At 48.3% G+C, this 18163-nt stretch carries 18 protein-coding genes; 13 read left to right on the forward strand and 5 right to left on the reverse strand.

Translation table 11 applies throughout. The annotated features are described in order from the left end of the window. Nucleotides 1-91 precede the first annotated feature (91 nt). Together AWU56_RS08340 and AWU56_RS08345 are read left to right on the forward strand one after the other, a co-directional pair. Entirely contained in the window at nt 92-1258 is a 1167-nt protein-coding gene (locus tag AWU56_RS08340; RefSeq protein WP_286682221.1) for an MFS transporter, read from the forward strand. 182 nt (nt 1259-1440) lie between these two features. After that, on the forward strand, nt 1441-1758 hold the full coding sequence (locus AWU56_RS08345; protein ID WP_286682222.1) for a DMT family transporter: 318 nt from the start codon (nt 1441-1443) through the stop codon (nt 1756-1758). Between the two features lie 37 nt (nt 1759-1795). Here the strand turns inward: AWU56_RS08345 and AWU56_RS08350 are convergent, their stop codons facing one another. Next, nucleotides 1796-2548 (reverse strand): sulfite exporter TauE/SafE family protein, encoded by a 753-nt coding sequence (locus AWU56_RS08350; RefSeq protein WP_286682223.1) that lies wholly within the window; start codon nt 2546-2548, stop codon nt 1796-1798. Nucleotides 2549-2686: 138 nt separating this feature from the next. Here AWU56_RS08350 and AWU56_RS08355 point away from each other — a divergent pair, with 138 nt between their 5' ends. Then, nucleotides 2687-3559 (forward strand): MBL fold metallo-hydrolase, encoded by an 873-nt coding sequence (locus AWU56_RS08355; RefSeq protein WP_286682224.1) that lies wholly within the window; start codon nt 2687-2689, stop codon nt 3557-3559. A 29-nt stretch (nt 3560-3588) separates the two neighbouring features. On the opposite strand, the gene AWU56_RS08360 is transcribed toward AWU56_RS08355, so the two are convergent. Further along, nucleotides 3589-4215 (reverse strand): thiol:disulfide interchange protein DsbA/DsbL, encoded by a 627-nt coding sequence (locus tag AWU56_RS08360; RefSeq protein ID WP_286682225.1) that lies wholly within the window; start codon nt 4213-4215, stop codon nt 3589-3591. A 133-nt stretch (nt 4216-4348) separates the two neighbouring features. Here AWU56_RS08360 and AWU56_RS08365 point away from each other — a divergent pair, with 133 nt between their 5' ends. The 3 genes from AWU56_RS08365 to arsB are packed head-to-tail and all read left to right on the forward strand — an operon-like array spanning nt 4349 to nt 6199. Further along, nucleotides 4349-4681 carry a metalloregulator ArsR/SmtB family transcription factor gene (locus tag AWU56_RS08365; protein WP_286682226.1) on the forward strand — a complete coding sequence of 111 codons (333 nt, stop codon included), beginning with the start codon at nt 4349-4351 and terminating at the stop codon, nt 4679-4681. Between the two features lie 15 nt (nt 4682-4696). Beyond that, nucleotides 4697-5164 carry an arsenate reductase ArsC gene (locus AWU56_RS08370; RefSeq protein ID WP_286682227.1) on the forward strand — a complete coding sequence of 156 codons (468 nt, stop codon included), beginning with the start codon at nt 4697-4699 and terminating at the stop codon, nt 5162-5164. A gap of 15 nt (nt 5165-5179) precedes the next feature. Beyond that, entirely contained in the window at nt 5180-6199 is a 1020-nt protein-coding gene (gene arsB / locus AWU56_RS08375) for an ACR3 family arsenite efflux transporter (RefSeq protein ID WP_286682228.1), read from the forward strand. Here arsB and AWU56_RS08380 read toward each other — a convergent pair. Further along, nucleotides 6196-8331, reverse strand: a complete 2136-nt coding sequence (locus tag AWU56_RS08380; protein WP_286682229.1) for a TonB-dependent hemoglobin/transferrin/lactoferrin family receptor — start codon at nt 8329-8331, stop codon at nt 6196-6198. The two genes, arsB and AWU56_RS08380, sit on opposite strands and share 4 nt — an antisense overlap. Nucleotides 8332-8469: 138 nt before the next feature. On the opposite strand from AWU56_RS08380, the gene AWU56_RS08385 reads away from it, so the two are divergent. From AWU56_RS08385 to AWU56_RS08410, 6 genes are all read left to right on the forward strand, one after another. Then, nucleotides 8470-9312, forward strand: coding sequence for a heme/hemin ABC transporter substrate-binding protein (locus AWU56_RS08385; RefSeq protein WP_286682230.1), 843 nt, complete (start codon nt 8470-8472; stop codon nt 9310-9312). After that, complete coding sequence (locus tag AWU56_RS08390; RefSeq protein WP_416361524.1) at nt 9302-10324, forward strand: FecCD family ABC transporter permease; 1023 nt, start codon at nt 9302-9304, stop codon at nt 10322-10324. The genes AWU56_RS08385 and AWU56_RS08390 overlap by 11 nt, the downstream gene beginning before the upstream one ends. Then, entirely contained in the window at nt 10311-11090 is a 780-nt protein-coding gene (locus tag AWU56_RS08395) for a heme ABC transporter ATP-binding protein (RefSeq protein WP_006955867.1), read from the forward strand. Before AWU56_RS08390 ends, AWU56_RS08395 begins: the two co-directional genes overlap by 14 nt. Nucleotides 11091-11113: 23 nt before the next feature. Continuing rightward, complete coding sequence (locus AWU56_RS08400; RefSeq protein ID WP_286682232.1) at nt 11114-11857, forward strand: HugZ family pyridoxamine 5'-phosphate oxidase; 744 nt, start codon at nt 11114-11116, stop codon at nt 11855-11857. A 119-nt stretch (nt 11858-11976) separates the two neighbouring features. Next, nucleotides 11977-12414: a hypothetical protein gene (locus tag AWU56_RS08405; RefSeq protein ID WP_286682233.1), complete on the forward strand. Its 438-nt coding sequence runs from the start codon at nt 11977-11979 to the stop codon at nt 12412-12414. A 133-nt stretch (nt 12415-12547) separates the two neighbouring features. Beyond that, on the forward strand, nt 12548-14242 hold the full coding sequence (locus AWU56_RS08410; protein WP_286682234.1) for an alkaline phosphatase D family protein: 1695 nt from the start codon (nt 12548-12550) through the stop codon (nt 14240-14242). Between the two features lie 65 nt (nt 14243-14307). On the opposite strand, the gene AWU56_RS08415 is transcribed toward AWU56_RS08410, so the two are convergent. Beyond that, the gene (locus tag AWU56_RS08415; RefSeq protein ID WP_286682235.1) at nt 14308-16659 is read right to left on the reverse strand and encodes a TonB-dependent receptor; all 2352 of its coding nucleotides are present in this window, start codon (nt 16657-16659) and stop codon (nt 14308-14310) included. Between the two features lie 205 nt (nt 16660-16864). After that, complete coding sequence (locus tag AWU56_RS08420) at nt 16865-17134, reverse strand: YrhK family protein (protein WP_006955872.1); 270 nt, start codon at nt 17132-17134, stop codon at nt 16865-16867. A 290-nt stretch (nt 17135-17424) separates the two neighbouring features. Here AWU56_RS08420 and AWU56_RS08425 point away from each other — a divergent pair, with 290 nt between their 5' ends. Then, nucleotides 17425-17874, forward strand: a complete 450-nt coding sequence (locus AWU56_RS08425; RefSeq protein ID WP_006955873.1) for a GNAT family N-acetyltransferase — start codon at nt 17425-17427, stop codon at nt 17872-17874. Nucleotides 17875-18163: the final 289 nt, after the last annotated feature.

Consider the following 18163-nt stretch of genomic DNA (forward strand, 5'->3'; position numbering starts at 1 on the left):
ATTATTACAAAAGTAATTTCCACATAATGCTGTTTTTTGAGATAAAAACCAAGCGCAAACTGTGCAGCATTCAATTAACAGGAGAATTGTTATGCCTATTGCACTCTTTGCACTCACTCTCAGTGCTTTTGCCATTGGCACCACTGAGTTTGTGATTGTCGGTCTCGTACCTACAATTGCAGAAAGTTTAAACGTTTCGCTCCCTTCCGCCGGGCTGCTGGTAAGCCTATATGCAGTGGGAGTAGCGATTGGCGCGCCGGTGCTCACCGCGCTCACCGGTAAGTGGAACCGTAAGTCAGTATTACTCTGGCTCATGGGTCTGTTTATTGGCGGCAACTTACTTGCTTGGCAAGCGCCTTCATATGAGAGCTTAATTACCGCACGACTGCTAACAGGGCTCGCCCATGGTGTGTTCTTCTCGATTGGCTCGACCATTGCGACCAGCCTAGTACCAAAGGAAAAAGAGGCGAGCGCTATCGCGATCATGTTCACCGGGCTTACCGTTGCGTTGGTGACGGGTGTACCGCTCGGGACATGGATAGGCCAAACTTTCGGGTGGCGTGCCACTTTCTTAGTGGTCAGTTGTTTAGGTGTGCTTGCTTGGATAGGCAGCGCATTGTTAGTACCAAAGAACCTAAAACAAGCTAAGCCGGCCAAATTGGCTGAACAAGCCCGCGTGCTAACGCATCCACGACTCTTATTAGTTTACGTAATTACGGCTCTCGGCTACGGCGGTACTTTCACTGCGTTTACCTATCTGGCATCCATTCTAGAAGATGTATCTGGCTTTAATTCGGGCTCGGTAAGCCTATTGATTTTGGCGTACGGCGCATCGGTCGCAGTCGGTAATATTTATGGTGGTAAACTTGCCGATAAACTGGGTCCAGTTAAGGCGTTGACCGTTATTTTCGGTGGTCTTGCGTTGATTTTAGCTACTTTTTACTTTACCGCTCACTCATCCTGGGCTGCACTCGTCACGGTGCTTATTTGGGGCGGTTTCGCGTTTGGTAATGTACCTGGGCTGCAGGTTTACGTAGTGCAGCTTGCCGAACGGCACACGCCCAATGCAGTCGATGTCGCATCGGGGTTAAACATCGCAGCATTTAATGTTGGCATCGCCTTAGGTGCCTGGATTGGTGGTCATATTGTTGCCGACTTAGCCCTCATGGACACCGCTTGGATAGGCGCTATTATCGTGCTGTTAGCGCTCATGCTAACCCGTCTATCGGGTCGGCTCGATAAGCGCGCCGCAGCATAGGTGACGGCGAATTAATAGCCATGCTTAAAGTCTGTTGCTAATCACATTGTTTAGCAACAGACGCCTCTATTTATCGTGCTTTTGATTTTACGGAAAGTTAGAATAGTCGCTCATTGGAGGACGACCTCCCCCATTCTGGGTATAAATGACCAGGACGACCTGGCAAATTCAATGAGCTTTTTATGTCTTGGATATACCTTATCTTGGCTGGATTACTAGAGATCGTATGGGCGTTCTCAATGAAACAGTCCGCTGGATTTACTCGACTTACGCCATCCATTATTACCCTTGTTGCGATGACCGCTAGCTTTTGGTTGCTCGCTGTAGCGATGCGTTCAATCCCCCTCGGGACCGCCTACGTGATTTGGACGGGCATTGGCGCTATTGGCGCGTTTATTGTTGGCATCGTGTTCTTATCAGAGGCTGTGACACCCATGCGATTAGTTGCCGCAGGCATGATCGTATGTGGTTTGTTACTGTTGTCATTAACCAAGCAATAACCAAATTCCAGTTTTAAGGGCTGTTCAATCTGAGGAATCAGAGCACTGATTTAATGATGACGAACAGCCCCATGCCCACTAAGAATACCGCAAAGCCTTTTTGCAGTTTATCCGTAGCGATCGAGCGGCCGAGTTGAGCACCGAACACCGATCCCAATACGCCCCCCGCTATCATGATACTAATGACAAGCCAGTCAAAGGTGATATTTTGGCTCGACATGACGCCGTAATATTTAAAGAAGCCAACTACTGACTTGATGACAATGATGAGGAGACTGGTGCCAATAGCAACGGGGATCGATAAACCAGCCAGTAAAACTAATGCAGGTACGATTAAGAACCCACCGCCAACCCCCACAAACCCAGTAATCACGCCAACGGTTAAGCCCTCAAACATGACCTTAGTGTAATTAAGTGTTTGCGTGTTGCGGTGTTCTGCCGGTTTACTGCGCCACATGAACACGGCAGCGACGATCATCAGCAATGAAAACACCAGTAATTGCCAGCGACTGTCCACCAAGGTTCCGAGCCACGCCCCACCATATGTACCGATCATGCCAGGAATACCGAATACCCAAAGGTGTCTCCAACTCACAGACTTTCGACGAATGTAAGAAATAGATCCGAAAAGACTAATACCTGCGACAATGAGTAAAGACGAAGCGATGGCTAAATCGGCGGGCATATTTACCAGGTACATTAAAACAGGTACGGTTAGGATCGAGCCGCCCGAGCCGAATAGCCCCAGAGACGCACCGATAATTAACGCACCGATCATCGCAAAGAGCATGAGCCGCCTATCTGTGGGATGTGCATTGTGTACTCACAATAATTTAGCTTTTCACAGATTGAAACCTAAATAACGTTATGGTTATATACTTATTATTAGTGAGTATATTTAAGCAATTTTTTATTAAGAGGTAACATCATGTCAGTGCTCAAACCTATTGTGACTCACTTTTTTGATGAGCCGACAAATACCTATAGTTATGTGGTAAAAGATCCCAATTCATCGCACTGTGCAATAGTCGATTCGGTGCTGGATTTTGATTATGCCGCAGGTCGTACGAGCACCGAGTCTGCTGAACGTATCTTAAAGTTCATCAAGGATAATCGCCTCACAGTTGATTGGATATTAGAAACCCATGTTCACGCTGATCACTTATCTGCCGCGCCCTTTTTAAAAGAGCATACTGGCGCCCAACTGGGCATTGGCGAGCATATTAAAACCGTACAGGAGACCTTCGGAAAAGCATTTAATGAGGGCACTGAGTTTCAGCGCGATGGCAGCCAATTTGATCACCTGTTTGCCGATGGGGACACGTTCAGCATAGGCGAGCTACAAGCACAGGTATTACACACACCAGGTCACACACCGGCTTGTTTAACCTACGTAATTGGTGATGCAGCGTTTGTCGGTGACACGCTATTTATGCCCGACTATGGTACAGCGCGGTGTGACTTCCCAGGGGGTGACGCCCGCACCTTGTATCGCTCGATTCAGAAGGTCTTTGCACTTCCCGACCAAACACGGCTATTTATGTGTCACGATTATAAAGCGCCCGATCGCGATGAGTACGCATTTGAAACAACGGTTGCGGAAGAAAAACAAAACAACGTACATGTAGGCGGCGGCACAACCGAGGACCAGTTTGTAAAAATGCGCACCGAACGCGACGCCACACTCAATATGCCACGTTTAATCTTGCCTTCAGTGCAAATCAACATGCGCGCCGGCCACCTTCCAAAACCAGAAAGCAACGGCCAACGCTACCTCAAACTCCCACTCAACCTGTTTTAGTAGGTCGCGCCTTTGGCGCGACGCTTGATTTATTCCTTCTCTAATAAATAACCTGCCAAGTTTATCAAGCTTGCAGTGAGGTCATCACTATCACGTAAGCTGGTCGGGTTAATTCGGTATTTTCCATTCACGACAAAAGTCGGTGTTGCTCTCACGCCCAGCTTATCTATCAGACGTTGCCACTGATTAAACCGTGCTGTTACAGCGAAGCTCGCAATACCCGTATCAAAAGTCTGACCGTCGATACCGTTTACAATAAATACGTTACGAATATCCTCTGGTTCTCGTAATAAGTGACCCTTTTTAAAATTGTAATCAAACATCACACGATTTATTTTCTCTGCAATATCCATTTTTTGCGCAAGAATATACGCACGAGTCATTGTACTCCCCGCCTCGGGACTCGGTGCAACTGATGCGACATGGACCTTGCTAAACTGATCGGCAAAAGCTGTTTTCATGGCGTCTGCAATGGGTTCGTAGCGATAACAGTACGAGCAGTACAAAGAATAGAATTCGACTAGACCATCGTCATTTGCCTGGTCGACACCGTCAATAACATCGTAATGAACACCTTCTTTAAACGTTTGACTCGCGGCTGGAGCGCACAAAAAAACCATAATCGACACCAGGGTCGCTTGAATAAAATATCTCATTGATCACCTTAGATTGTTATTTTTATTTACATTAATTGTTGTCATACCCTCTGTCCACCGCAATCCCAAATCATTTGACATGTGTTTTTTCATATATATGATTTACCATATATATTAAATAGGAATGGACACGATGACCCCATTACAGCTTTTTAAATGTCTATCGGATGATACCCGTTTAAAGTCCGTGCTGATTGTAAGCACGCTTGAGGAAGCTTGCGTCTGCGATCTGATGGACGCGCTGGAGCTTGACCAGCCGAAGGTCTCGCGCCACCTCGCTGAACTTCGTAAGTGCAATATCGTGCTGGGTGAACGCCGTGGTAAGTGGGTGTATTACCAACTGCACCCTCACCTACCCACGTGGGCAAAAGACATCATTACGCAGGCTGCACGCAATAATTTAGACTACTTTTCCGCGGCCCTCGAAAAGCTTAAACAGGCGAAAGCCCAAGGCGCTAGCTGCTGACTAAAAAGGTTTTTTGTGAAAATACTCTACATCTGTACACATAATCGCTGCCGTAGCATTTTATCCGAAGCGATCACCAACCACTTTGCCAGCGATCATATTCAGGCAAAAAGCGCTGGGAGCCAACCTGCGGGCGAGGTACACCCTCTTTCACTGCGTTATTTGAACGAAGCCGGCATATCGATCGAAGGGCTGCAAAGCCAGTCTTGGGATGAATTCGAAGACTTCAAACCCGACTTCGTCATTACCGTCTGTGACTCGGCGGCAGGCGAGGCTTGCCCGGTTTGGTTCGGACAATCAATTAAAATGCATTGGGGACTTGCCGACCCATCAAAGCTTGAAGGCTCCGAAGAAGAGATTGCCGCCGCTTTCCGTGACTGTATCGAAGAAATCAAACACCGCGTAAACCAACTGCAAGGGATAGCTGAACAATCTTTACCTCAAAGCCAGTTAAAACGAGCTTTAAATGAATTGGTTAATTAAAAAATAGGAATATTAATGGGTTTATTTGAACGTTATTTATCAGTGTGGGTGGCACTTGCCATCATCGCAGGTATCGCCCTGGGTATTGCTGTCCCAGGCGTTTTTACCGTTGTATCAGAGCTTGAGTATGCCCACGTTAACTTAGTTATCGCGGTGCTCATCTGGCTCATGATTTACCCGATCATGGTACAAGTTGACTTCTCATCCATTAAAGATGTCGGTAAAAAACCAAAAGGCTTGGTATTAACCTTGGTCATCAACTGGCTGATCAAGCCGTTTACCATGGCATTACTGGGGTGGCTGTTCTTTAAAGGGCTGTTTGCCGATTGGGTCGATCCACAAACCGCGTCCGAGTATATCGCCGGTATGATTTTACTGGGTGTTGCCCCCTGTACAGCGATGGTGTTCATTTGGAGTCAACTGACAAAGGGTGACGCTAACTACACCTTAGTGCAGGTTTCTATCAACGACGTCATCATGATATTTGCGTTCGCACCTATCGCCGGCTTACTTTTGGGCGTAACGGATATCACAGTGCCGTGGGATACCTTGTTGCTGAGCGTCGTACTGTATGTGTTGATACCACTCATTGTTGGCGCATTAACGCGCAAGAAACTGGATAAAGGCAACGACCACACACGCCTGAACAACTTTCTCGCGACTATGAAGCCGTGGTCGATCGTGGGTCTACTCGCGACGGTTGTCCTATTGTTTGGTTTTCAATCCGAAACCATCATCGAAAAACCGCAGGCGATTGTACTCATAGCGATTCCACTACTGATTCAAACCTACGGTATTTTCGCAGTGGCATATTTCTTAGCAAAGAAAATGAAGTTGCCGCATAACGTAGCTGCGCCCGCCTGCATGATAGGCACTTCAAACTTTTTCGAACTCGCGGTGGCGGTTGCCATCTCATTGTTCGGCCTGCACTCGGGCGCTGCACTCGCCACCGTGGTAGGCGTGTTAGTCGAAGTACCTGTCATGCTGTCACTGGTGTGGTTTGCTAACCGCACGCGACATTGGTTTAACGACTAAAAACGATATGATGCCTGTATCGCAAATGACCGACCGGGCTGGCTATACTGCTCGGTCGGCGCATCTGCTGACAGTCCTGCGACACGTTGATAAGGCACATAATACTTATCGGTTAGATTGAGTGCCGCCAAGTTCACCTGCCAATCGCCCAAGCGCATTCCCGCCAAAACGTCCACAGTGGTATAGCCTGCCGTTTCGATATAAGGTCCCGACTCGAGCGACGCACTCGGTACATCATCCATGGCAGCAACCGCATTAACAATACCTCGGATATGCCAGTTATCAGCAAAGTAACCAAAGGAGACATTACCTGATAGCGGCGATAACGAGGTCAATGCCTCACCCGTCGCATCGTTCTCACCCGTCACGTAGGCAGCAGATGTATCGACACGCACGAAGTCAGTGAGCCAATGCGTCACACTCGCTTCAGCTCCCTTTATCGTCACCTCATCTTGATTCACATACTGATATTCAACCCGATCAACGCCTGGAATATAAGTGGGGCTCAAGCCGACAACCGCAGTCTCGATAAAATCATCAAAGCGACTGTAAAACGCGGCTAGGTTCCATCGCGTGGTGTCATTACTGAACTTTAATCCCGCTTCTACGGCGCGACTGCTTTCTGGCTGTAAGTCGGGGTTAGGCAAGATAGCATAAAACGGCTCAATACCATGGCTCTGATAGGCTTGGTCATGCGGTGGGATCTTAAAGCCCTCGGCGTATTGCAGATAGCCGCGTATGCCCGACTCAAAGGTATACACACCCGCTACTTTAGGTGAAAATGCCGTCTCGTTGATATCTGCAAGCTCAGACATATCGTACAGCGTGTTCTCATTTGGGCTCATCTCATAGTGGTCAATTCGCGCACCAACAATCAGTTTAAAGGCGGTCTCTTTAAACGTGATGTTATCCTGCAAAAACACACCTGTTAGCCATGTTTCGGCGCCGGGGAAGGCTTTCTGTGGCTCGTTATCTTGCAAGACCGTGCCATCGGTAGCGATACGTGTCTTGAGTCGCGGTCGCTCGGTGTCGTAGTAATCAGCATCAAAGCCATACACGAGATCATGACGTGTTGAGGCGGCATCAAGTTGCTTTTGTGCTTGCCAACGCGCACCCATGATCCGTTGTTCAAAACCATAGTCATTGTAATCGGTATACGCGCCCGCTTGGCTCGCTCCCGCGCTGACCTGGTCGCTGCCTTGCTCATAATCCGTCAAATACAACTGCCAATGCTGCGAGTCGGCGAATGCGTTGGGCTGATTACGCTGATAGTCCACCGAAAGCGCCGTTTGACGATTGTCGTCGTCGGTTTGATTAGTTTCCGCAATAAACTGTTGAGTGTTTTGCTGAAAGTGGTCCAACGTAAACTTCAGTTTATCATCACCGATATCAAGCGCCCATTTAGCTAACACACTCTGACTGTCATAATCATAACCAGGCAAAGATTCCTCATAGTTCTGCGTCTCCTCGCCTTGTCGCGCGGACACCTGAATCATCGCACTCGAGCCATCAAACTGCCGCGCTCCGCTAAAACCGAGCTTTGTCTCATCAGTGAGACCATCAAAGCCAAAACTCAAGCCCGCTGCACTGTCATTGCCGTTTAACACATCACTCGGATCGGGCGTTGATATTACAATCACGCCACCTAAACCATCCGAACCGTAGAGTGGTGATGCGGCCGCTTTCGCTACTTCAATTTGCTGTACCTGGGCCACATCTAAGTAACCTCGCCCCACCAAATAACCGCCTCCGCCTGCGTAGGCATCGTTAAGTCGACGACCGTCTTTAATGTACACCACCCGATTACCACCGATTCCTCGAATCGATAAGGTTTGTGCCTGCCCTTGGCTTCCCGTCGACTGAATACTCGGGTCATAGCGGAACACATCCGCGAGACCATTACTCACTTGCATATCAATATCGTCTGCCGAAATAACGCTCACTGCGCCGGCAACGTCTTCGAGTTTTTCTTCGGTACGCGAACCTGTGACCACTAAAATCTCATCAACGCTCTGGTCGGCTGCAGGTAAATTCACCTCTGCGGCATACACACCGCTGGTCATAGTTGCCGCGATGGCAGCGGCCAATAGCGAAGGTTTAAAAGCATCGGTTTTCTTAATCCAAACGTTCACAAGCTTCTCCAATTTCTTTGAATGACAAAACAGGCATCGTGAAAACGCATTAGATCTAAACGAAAACCATTTGCATTTGCAACTAAAACTTACTATTTTATTTTACGCAATCTCAAATCAGAACGATAAGAGGCTCCTATGACGCGGCTTTACAGAATATTGAAACACTCGTTGCTTATATTGGCAGCAGCCCTACCCTTGCTCACTCACGCGCAAAACTCACCTCAAGGAGGAATAATTACCGCAGGTGGCACGTTAACCGACATCGTATTTGCCGTCGGGGGTGGCGACAAAGTGATTGGTGTGGATACTTCAAGCACCTCGCCTAGTGCCGTGCATAAGCTCCCTAAAGTTGGTTATTACCGCAACCTGTCCGCAGAGGGCGTGCTTAGCTTTAATCCGAAGCAAGTATGGGTACTCGAAGGCACTGGCAGTGAACGCGCATTAGCACAAATCGAAACGGCCGGTGTACCTGTTACAGAATTCGATAAGCCCACAACGCTATCTGAACTGTATGCTCTGATTGAACAAGTCGCCGACCAACTTGGTACACCGGATCGCGCTGAGCCCGTAATTAACAGCATTGAAGACAAGTTTCATCCCGTTTCGCGTGCGCAACCACTCAGTGGTCTTTTTGTCTTGCAAGTATCCGAACGCGGTGTTGTCGCGGCGGGTCACGACAGCGTCCCCGATTTACTATTCAGCCAGTCGGACATTACCAATGTGGTAGACCACAAAGGCTTCAAAACCGTGTCGCGCGAGCATTTATTGGTAAACCAGCCTGACTTTATCGTCGCGCCCTCGCACGTGGTCGATGCCGCTGGGGGACGCGAGCAATTCTGCCAAAACGCAACCTTACAGTTATTAAACGCGGGGCAATCCTGCCAGCTATTGGTGATGGACTCGTTACTCGCACTGGGTATGACCACCCGCATTGCCGAAGCACATGAGGCGCTTTTAGCGTATGTTAATGACCTTTGAGCGACGCCGCTGGCTAATTGCCGGCACCCTCGGGATCCTGGCAAGTAGTTGGCTGCTGTTATCGAGCGGCCCTGTGCTAAGCGATTGGCGACTACCGCTGATGTGGTTGCCCGGCTTCGGCACGCCTATGAGTGAACTCGAACTAACTGTCGTCACACAATTGCGTTTACCGCGTTTGGTTTTGGGGCTCTTGGTGGGCGCGGTATTGGCGCAAAGCGGCACAGCCATGCAAACCTTGTGTCGCAACCCACTGGCTGACCCAGGACTCATCGGCATCTCAGGTGGCGCGGCCGTATTCGCACTGGCAGTGATCGCATTGGGTGAACAAATCGGTTTACAAGGCAGTATTTGGGTTTCTTTGGCCGCCTTCCTGGGCGCCCTCCTCACCACCTTTGTTGTCTATCGCTTAGCTGGCGGTAAAACAGGCGTCGACGTCGCCATCTTGTTACTTGCCGGTGTGGCAATTAACGCGCTAGCCGGCTCATTACTCGGCTTATTAAGTTATTACGCTGATGACGATGCCCTGCGACTAATGAGTTTTTGGCAAATGGGTTCACTCGCGGGTGCCAGTTGGCAGCAGTTGCCCTTAGGCGTGGTGCTCATGGGTGTCAGCTCAATCGCACTATTTATGTTGCGCAAGCCCATTAATACCCTGCTGTTAGGTGAGCGCCAAGCACGTTACTTAGGAGTAAACACCGTGTCACTTAAGCGGCAATTGATTATTTGGGTGGCATTAGGTGTGGGCGGCGCAGTCGCATTGACCGGTATGATCGGCTTTGTCGGTTTAATTATACCCCACATCGCTCGCATACTGGTGGGCGCTAATATTCGTTGGCTGATGCCTGTATCCATGTTGTTTGGTGCCGCAGTTTTGGTACTCACCGACTGGATCGCTAAAACCATCGTTGCGCCAGCTGAATTACCCATCGGGATAATCACCGCCGCAGTGGGCGCTCCTTTCTTCATCTATCTGCTCATCCAACAAAAACGGAGGCTTCATGCTGGATATTAAAATCACTCATGTTAACTATAGTCATAAACGGCTATTGGGCGCGTTCGACTTATCCCTTGAAGCCGGCGAATTTGTTGCTGTGATTGGTGAAAATGGCGCAGGTAAATCCACCCTACTCAATACGTTGGCAGGCGAACTCGATTACCACGGCAGTATTCAGCTCAACGGCCGCGAACTCACAAGCTGGATACCGGCCCAACTCGCACCCGTTCGCGCGGTGATGGAGCAAAAACTCAGTGCGCCGTTTGGCCTCACCGTAGCGGAGCTGGTCGGTATGGGGCGATTTTGGTCTCATGAGCCTGATTATGCAGCACACCAACGCGCACTGAACTGGCTCGAACGGCTGGATGCCGCAAAGTTTGCCGAGCGCACCATGGATACCTTGTCTGGCGGTGAACAGCAACGAGCACATATCGCGCGTTGCTTGTGTCAGCTCGATGTCACGGTGCCCGGTGAGCAAATGCTGCTGCTCGATGAGCCGACTTCAGCGCTTGATGTCTATCACCAACATTCCGTGCTCGCAGAACTGCGTCGTTTTACTCAGCAAGGTAATTTAGTTGTCGCAGTGATGCACGATCTGAACTTAGCTTCGCTCTATGCGGACAATATTTTACTACTCGCCGACGGCGAACTTAAGCATTTTGCCAAACCCGAGGCGGTGTTCCGTACCGAAATACTTGAACAAACTTATCGCAGTCCGGTCTACATCAGTGAGCACCCGAGTATTCGCAAACCCATGATTTTTACCGAACCCAGACACCTATAACAACGAACTTTAAGAGGTTAAAAATGAACGAACGTCAACAAGCCGCGCAGCAAGCACGTGCGCTTGCACAACGCAATAGCACCGCTGTGTTGTCGACTTTATCAAAGAAACTCGGTGGCATGCCGTTTGGCTCAGTATCGCCGGTGATGCTGACCGATGAGGGGCATATCGTGTTTTATGTCTCTGATATTGCCCAACATGCGCGCAACCTTAATCAAGACAATCGGTTGAGCGTCACACTTTACGACAGCACCGATAAAGGTGATCAAAATACCCAAGGGCGACTCACGCTCAGTGGTCATGCCCAAGTGATTGACAACAATGACTTGGCCGAACGCTACTACCAACGCTTTCCAAGTGCCGAAGGCTACAAAAAAGCACATGATTTTAAATTTTGGCAACTCAACGTAGAGCATATTCGCTTTATTGGCGGCTTTGGTGAGATATTTTGGCTGGAGCCGAACGAGTGGTTGGTATCCGCGCCCGAGTGGGATCATAAAGCGGCACTTGGCATGATCACACACATGAATGAGGATCATGCCGATGCCTGTGCACTTATCTTGCAGCAACAGTTAAACCAACACGCTCATGAGAAAGACAGAACGTTCGAAGCGGGCAGTGTCACTATGCGCAGTGTCTACCCAGACGGCTTTCACCTCAGTTACGATGAGCGCTCCTTTTTCATACCGTTTGAAGCGATTGCGACTAATGGCCAACAAGTGCGCCAGCAACTCGTTAAAATGACCCATCAAGCGCGCGCCGCATGATACGTAAAGCGTGCGTTGCGGCGCACGCGTTGATGTTTGCAAGATCAAAGCGCCTCTTTGTGTTAGTCTTTTTAAACTTTTCCGCTTTATAGCCAAGAGTTAACACAAGGATTTGAGTCGTGGACAAACGAATAATGGGTATGCTCGGTGCGGTACTTTTGTTTGTGGGTATGTTTTTACCTGTATTCAGCATGCCAACTATCGACGATATTACGTACTTTCAAAACGGTCGGTTTGATCGCATTATCGTGCTCTCGGCCTCGGTGTTTGCCATGTACTTTGCCTTTGCCCGCAACAGCAAGGGACTTGTAGCAGCAGGTGCTATGAGCTTAGTGTTTGCAGGCTACAGTTTTATTGATATGTACCTGCAAGTGCGCGATATGAAAGCAAGCATTAGAACCGAATCGGTTAACTACGAGTTCGAGGGCTCAATTGATACGATCCTCAATACCATTGAGTTGCAATGGGGTTGGTATGTGATCGCAGCCGGTGTTCTGCTTATCCTTGTGGCAGGGTTTGTCAGTGATAAAGCAAAACACAGCAAAAAGCGAGCATAACGCCTAAGTGAGTATCCGTAGTATTCGCTTGTGCGGCGTCCTTTTAATAATAGTTACGCGTCGTTAATCTGTCACCGCATTGTCACACTGGCTCGCTAATCTGCTATCACGCAGAAAAAAGGGAGCCTTTGCAATGCTTGATATCAACCGTCGACATTTTTTGAAAGTAGTCGCCTCGGCAGGAGCCGCCGTAACCGTATCCACCGCTTTAGGTGGCTGTTCATCGCTGGTGCGTGCCGATAACGCGGACGCCGTTGACTTCACCCACGGTGTGGCGAGTGGTGACCCGACTACAAACGCGCTTATGCTATGGACCCGTGCAGTACCTAAAAATAACGCTAAGCCCGTTATTACCCTAGGTTGGGAAGTGGCGCGTGATCCGAGTTTTAGCGACATTATTCGCAGTGGTACCGTAAAAACCTCTGCTCGCCGCGACTATACCGTTAAAGTGGATGTGCAACAGTTACCCGCTGGCATGTCGCTTTATTATCGCTTTGTTGGGCATGACCAATACTCACCCATCGGCGAAGGTGCCACGTTACCTCAACAAGGCATTGACGCTATTCGTTTAGGGGTATTTTCTTGCTCGAACTATCCGGCGGGTTTCTTTAACCCCTACCATCACGCAAGCCAAGATGACACTATCGATTTTGTGTTGCATTTAGGCGACTACATCTATGAATACGGCGCCGGTGGTTATGGCTACGACGATGCCGAACGCATTGGTCGCACCTTCCCGGATAATAACAACAAAGAGATCGTCTCGCTTGATGATTATCGCCGACGTTACGCGCTGTACCGAACAGACGAAGGATTAAAGGCGTTGCATGCCACCAAATCCTTTATTGTGGTGTGGGATGATCACGAGATCGCCAACGATACATACAAAGACGGTGCACAAAATCATCAACCCGACACTGAAGGTGATTTTTACCAACGCCGTGCCGCAGCTATTCAAGCCTACTATGAGTGGATGCCGATTCGCCCGCCACAAGGTGATGCTAGCCTACAAATTTACCGTTCGTTTGAGCTAGGTGATCTCGCCAACCTGATCATGCTAGACACCCGCATTATTGGTCGCGATAAACAATTAGCGTACGCGGACTTTACCGACGTAAGCACCGGCAAATTTGATAGCCAAGGTTTTCAGGCGGCCATGCAAAGCGATCGCAGTATCTTAGGTAAAAAACAACTGCAATGGTTGGTCAATCAGTTGGCTCAATCAAATGCGCACTGGCAGATCCTCGGGCAGCAACTGTTGATGGCTCGCATGAACTTCCCGGCCGCCATTATTGGTTCGAAAGATCGCTCCACCATCGCCAATAAACTGCTCAATGCCGCCCAGCTCAAGCAAGCGCGTGCCAACGGCCAACCACTCACTGAGCAACAGCAACGCTACATTGATACCGTCACGCCATATAACCTCGATGCGTGGGATGGCTATGCAATGGAGCGTGAAGTTTTGTTTCAGCAGGTAAAACAAATGGGCAAAAAGATCGTCGTCTTAGCCGGCGATACGCATAATGCCTGGCACAACCATCTCACCACGCATACGGGTCAGCAGGTCGGTGTGGAGTTTGGTACCAGTTCAGTGTCATCGCCCGGAATGGAAACCTATCTCGGTCTTGATGATGCCACCGCAAAAAAATTAGCGCAGGCATTACCGACTGTTATCAAAGATCTGCAATACACCAACTTGCACGAACGTGGTTACATGGTCACCCAGATCAGTAAAGATGCCATTGATAACGAGTGGCGATTCGTTGATACCATCAAATCAAAAGATTATCAGCTGAGCGGGACACACCGAGCACAATTCCGCGGTTAGTCACACAGCTCAAAAAAAGCCGGTACGCGCTTCCATACACGTACCGGCTTTTTTGTTTGTCATGCTTACCATTCGAAGCGCTGACGAAACTCGAGGTAAACTAAGCGGCTGGGTCCAGCAATAAACGTCGGGTTACCAAAGCTTCCGCCCGTGTTGCCAGCATCAACAAGATAGTCCTTATCGAGTAAATTACTACCCTTCAACACTAAGCTCCAGCCCGCCTGCTCGTCATACAAACCGACGCTGCCATTTAACAACGTGACGGCATCTTCTTTAATTGGAATACCAGCAATCGGCGCGTTCGCAGGCTCAAAGAAAATCTCAGAGCGGTAAGTCGCAACTAAAGAGCTACGCAACATCAAACCATCGCTGACCATCATATCGTTCATCAGACCTAAGCTGGATGTCCACTCAGGTTGTAATCTAAATCGGTTGCCCGCTAACTGTCCGTTATTCGCATCATCATCAATCTGCGCGTCCAAATAGGCGACATGACCAAAGAGCTCTAACTGATTAGAGAGGTACGCGGTAAATTCAGTTTCAACACCCCAGTTAGTCGCATCACCTGCATTATCGGTATAAAAGTTACCGGCATCATCTTGCAACGTCACCTGAAAATCTGAATAGTCCTGATAAAAGATCGAAGCGCTGTAATTAACTGCATCAGCCCAGTTACCTTTGATACCCGTCTCGTAGTTCCAAATCGTCTCAGCGGGGATCTCGGATGAATCGGCAACCACCTCACCCTGCTCGTTAAGTGTTGAACTTACATCCACGACAAACGAACGTTGTCCTTTAGATAGGGTCGCGAACCAATTGGTATCCTCATTGATCGCGTACAACACATTGAATCGCGGGAGTAATGCACTGTCATCACCGGAGTCACTCAATACCGCGCCTCCTGTAGAAACAGTCGGTAGCAAGGGTTGCGTAGGCTGTCCCAATAAAGTCAGTAATTGGCTATTAGGCATGATGGCCGCAAAGCCGCTTTCGCGTGACTCGTCAATATATCGCAGACCACCTGAAACAGTGAGTTCGTCGCTGATATCATAAGTTATATCAAAGAAAGCCGACCAAGAACGATTATCACCCATATTGGTGTAGCTGCCTTGGTACGCAATTTCATTGAGTGCTCCACCCGTTAATATAGGCGTAAGCAAATTGACACTGCCGTCTTCGTTAATACACGGCAATCCAGTACCTAACGCACCCACACAGTTAAAGTAGATTGATTCCTCGGTGCTAAATGGCACACGTTGAGAGCCTTCTTCGCTGAAATAGTTAGCGCCCCAAAGAATAAACGCGTTATCCAATGTATGGCTAAAGCGTAATTCTTGGCTCCACTGCTCGCCTTGCGCATCTTCAGCAAACTCCAAGAACCACGCTTGGGTGCCATCTGCATCAAAAATTTCTAACGAATCAAATTCACGATAACCCGTGACCGATGTCAAAGTGGTGGTATCATTTAGACGCCAGTCAACCGTTAAGTTGAAGTCATCAATCGTGCGATCAAGACCCAACTTAGGCGCACCAAGTACTTCTTCCGAGTAGGGTGAGCCGGTCATTTCAACAAAGCTATAAGGGCTGGTATCACCACCGGTTGGTGCGTATATGCCGTTTTTAAACGCAGTCCCCGTGTCATCATTCTTTTCGTAGCTGTAGATAAAGTCGGCAGTAACCGCATCGTTCGGTGTATAGCGCAACGAAAGACGCGCACCCGTACGTTCAATACCATTCATATCATCTTGCTCAGGCGCGATGTTATCAATGTAGCCATCTCGCTCACGATAACTGAATGCTAAGCGCCCTTTCAGATCATCGCCCGCCAGGTTAATAAAACCGTCCGCACGACGCTGCGATAAGTTGCCTCCACCCAATGCCAACTCGGCATTATCAAAATCATCTGGCTTGCGGGTAATCACACTAATGGCACCCACCGCTGCTGCAGTACCAAATAGAGTCGCCTGAGGCCCTTTAACCACCTCTACACGCTCAATATCAAACAGCTCAAAATAAGACCCACGTGAACGCGATACATCAACACCGTTGTAGTAAATCGAAACACGCGGAGAAATTTGTGAGGAACCGCTATCGGACGTAATCCCACGGATCACAAAGCCCGGGTTGTTAGGACTTTGCTCCTGAATCACCAGGCCTGGCGTGAGATCCGAGATCATATCCAACTCACTCAAACCGAGCTCTTCTAAGCGCTTACCATCAAACGCTGAAATGCTCGCAGGCACATCCACTATCGATTGCGTGCGTTTTTGCGCAGTCACTTCAATTCGTTCGAGTTTATCTTGGGCATTGTCTTGTTGTTCGTCTTGGGCATAACTCAGCGCCGGCAACGAAGCCAAAACGGGTAACGCCAAAACCAATGCGCGCGTAATCACGTTGCGTGTAAAAGTGTATTTCATATCCAATCATCCGTTTGAAAAGTCTGCGCAAAAGATAGGTGGCTTTAATGACAATTCAGGTGCGGATAAATGACAGAATGCTGAAATTATTGTGTCAACGAGGCAAGCTTTATTAGCTGATTTAGAAGTCTCAAATAATACTTGAGCGACTATGCCTGACGAAAAGGCATACTCCTGAGGGGAACTGCAGATTAGAAGTTGGGGCTTAACGCCCCTGTTGCTGCTTATTAAACACCCTACCCGAGTGAATTAAACTGGTTAGTTTGATGAACGGCTTAATGATCAACTGAGCGCTGCCTACGATAAACAACCACGTCCCACTATCCACTAACGACTCGTTTAAAAAGAAGAAGCTACCGATTAAAAACCAGACTGCGATGAGCAAGTCGTTTAGCGCGCCTAATGCTTCATACCGGCGTTGAATAACGATATGCCGCTTTCCTAAGTCGAGATCTAATTCCGTGTTTTGGGTCATAGTATTCCTGTATGTCATTGGAATTACGTTTAAGCGTTTCGTTAATATCCCACGGGCATCGCTGTTGTCGCAAGTGATTGGGGGGGGGGGGGAATTATCGATAAGTATGGTTTGGTCTGATTTGTGCCAAGAGCAGCCGTCCATACGCTAGCATCTAAGCGGCAGAAATGTACGTACAACTGACCTTCATTACTCTTTATCTGAATGAATAGATCTTATTCTTAAAAAAGGTAGTGTTACAATCAAGTCATAAGTAATGAGCATCTATGTCCCTCAATAGGTAAGTATGTATGAAGTTAGATATCCGATCGGGAACGATAGAGGAAGTTTTAAAGGTTAATGTTCAAATCCCTGAGTTCGATGGAAGGACAACAGCCAGTAAAATAAGTACAAAACTAACAGGAAAAGCGCACTTAATTCTTGTCGCTAGCCACGCTGAAAAGCCAATAGCATACAAAATAGGTTATGAGATTTCGGATACGGAATTTTACAGTTGGCTTGGCGGAGTCATACCAAATTACAGAAAAAAAGGTGTGGCCACTAAGCTTCGCGAGAAGCAAGAATCATGGGCGCTTAATCATGGATATAGTACCATCAGTGTAAAGTCGATGAACCGATATCGAGCAATGTTACAATTGCTAATCTCAAATGGCTATTACATATCGGGCTATGAAGATAATGGTTGTGTTGCTAGTAGTAAAATCAAATTTATCAAGCACTTAAATAAAATAGCAGAATAAACGTTTTTATACCTTATAGCGATTGGTGAACGTCTGCTCGTTGTCTTAAGAAGACCACCACGAGCGCTGTGGTGATGGTCTGGTAATCGCTCATAACGGACAAACTGCTTGATTTCAGGAGCGGACGTTAACGCTCGAGTACAAGAATAGTGTCGGCTTGTATGTATTGCTCTCAGCTTTAGGGATTTGGCGAGACTGTAAAAAATTTTGTGTAAATGGCTGTTTGCACTGTTAAATCCGATCCTGATACATGATCTCGAATTGCGCCATGGCCGGTTTCCAGTTGCGT

It is taken from the genome of Idiomarina sp. T82-3 (assembly GCF_001577655.1).
Classification (GTDB): Bacteria; Pseudomonadota; Gammaproteobacteria; order Enterobacterales; family Alteromonadaceae; genus Idiomarina; species Idiomarina baltica.

Coding starts and splice junctions, on each gene's coding strand:
- AWU56_RS08340 (WP_286682221.1), top strand. CDS start 92: ATGCCTATTGCACTCTTTGCACTCACTCTCAGTGCTTTTGCCATTGGC.
- AWU56_RS08345 (WP_286682222.1), top strand. CDS start 1,441: ATGTCTTGGATATACCTTATCTTGGCTGGATTACTAGAGATCGTATGG.
- AWU56_RS08350 (WP_286682223.1), bottom strand. CDS start 2,548: ATGCTCTTTGCGATGATCGGTGCGTTAATTATCGGTGCGTCTCTGGGG.
- AWU56_RS08355 (WP_286682224.1), top strand. CDS start 2,687: ATGTCAGTGCTCAAACCTATTGTGACTCACTTTTTTGATGAGCCGACA.
- AWU56_RS08360 (WP_286682225.1), bottom strand. CDS start 4,215: ATGAGATATTTTATTCAAGCGACCCTGGTGTCGATTATGGTTTTTTTG.
- AWU56_RS08365 (WP_286682226.1), top strand. CDS start 4,349: ATGACCCCATTACAGCTTTTTAAATGTCTATCGGATGATACCCGTTTA.
- arsB (WP_286682228.1), top strand. CDS start 5,180: ATGGGTTTATTTGAACGTTATTTATCAGTGTGGGTGGCACTTGCCATC.
- AWU56_RS08385 (WP_286682230.1), top strand. CDS start 8,470: ATGACGCGGCTTTACAGAATATTGAAACACTCGTTGCTTATATTGGCA.
- AWU56_RS08390 (WP_416361524.1), top strand. CDS start 9,302: ATGACCTTTGAGCGACGCCGCTGGCTAATTGCCGGCACCCTCGGGATC.
- AWU56_RS08395 (WP_006955867.1), top strand. CDS start 10,311: ATGCTGGATATTAAAATCACTCATGTTAACTATAGTCATAAACGGCTA.
- AWU56_RS08400 (WP_286682232.1), top strand. CDS start 11,114: ATGAACGAACGTCAACAAGCCGCGCAGCAAGCACGTGCGCTTGCACAA.
- AWU56_RS08410 (WP_286682234.1), top strand. CDS start 12,548: ATGCTTGATATCAACCGTCGACATTTTTTGAAAGTAGTCGCCTCGGCA.
- AWU56_RS08415 (WP_286682235.1), bottom strand. CDS start 16,659: ATGAAATACACTTTTACACGCAACGTGATTACGCGCGCATTGGTTTTG.
- AWU56_RS08420 (WP_006955872.1), bottom strand. CDS start 17,134: ATGACCCAAAACACGGAATTAGATCTCGACTTAGGAAAGCGGCATATC.
- AWU56_RS08425 (WP_006955873.1), top strand. CDS start 17,425: ATGAAGTTAGATATCCGATCGGGAACGATAGAGGAAGTTTTAAAGGTT.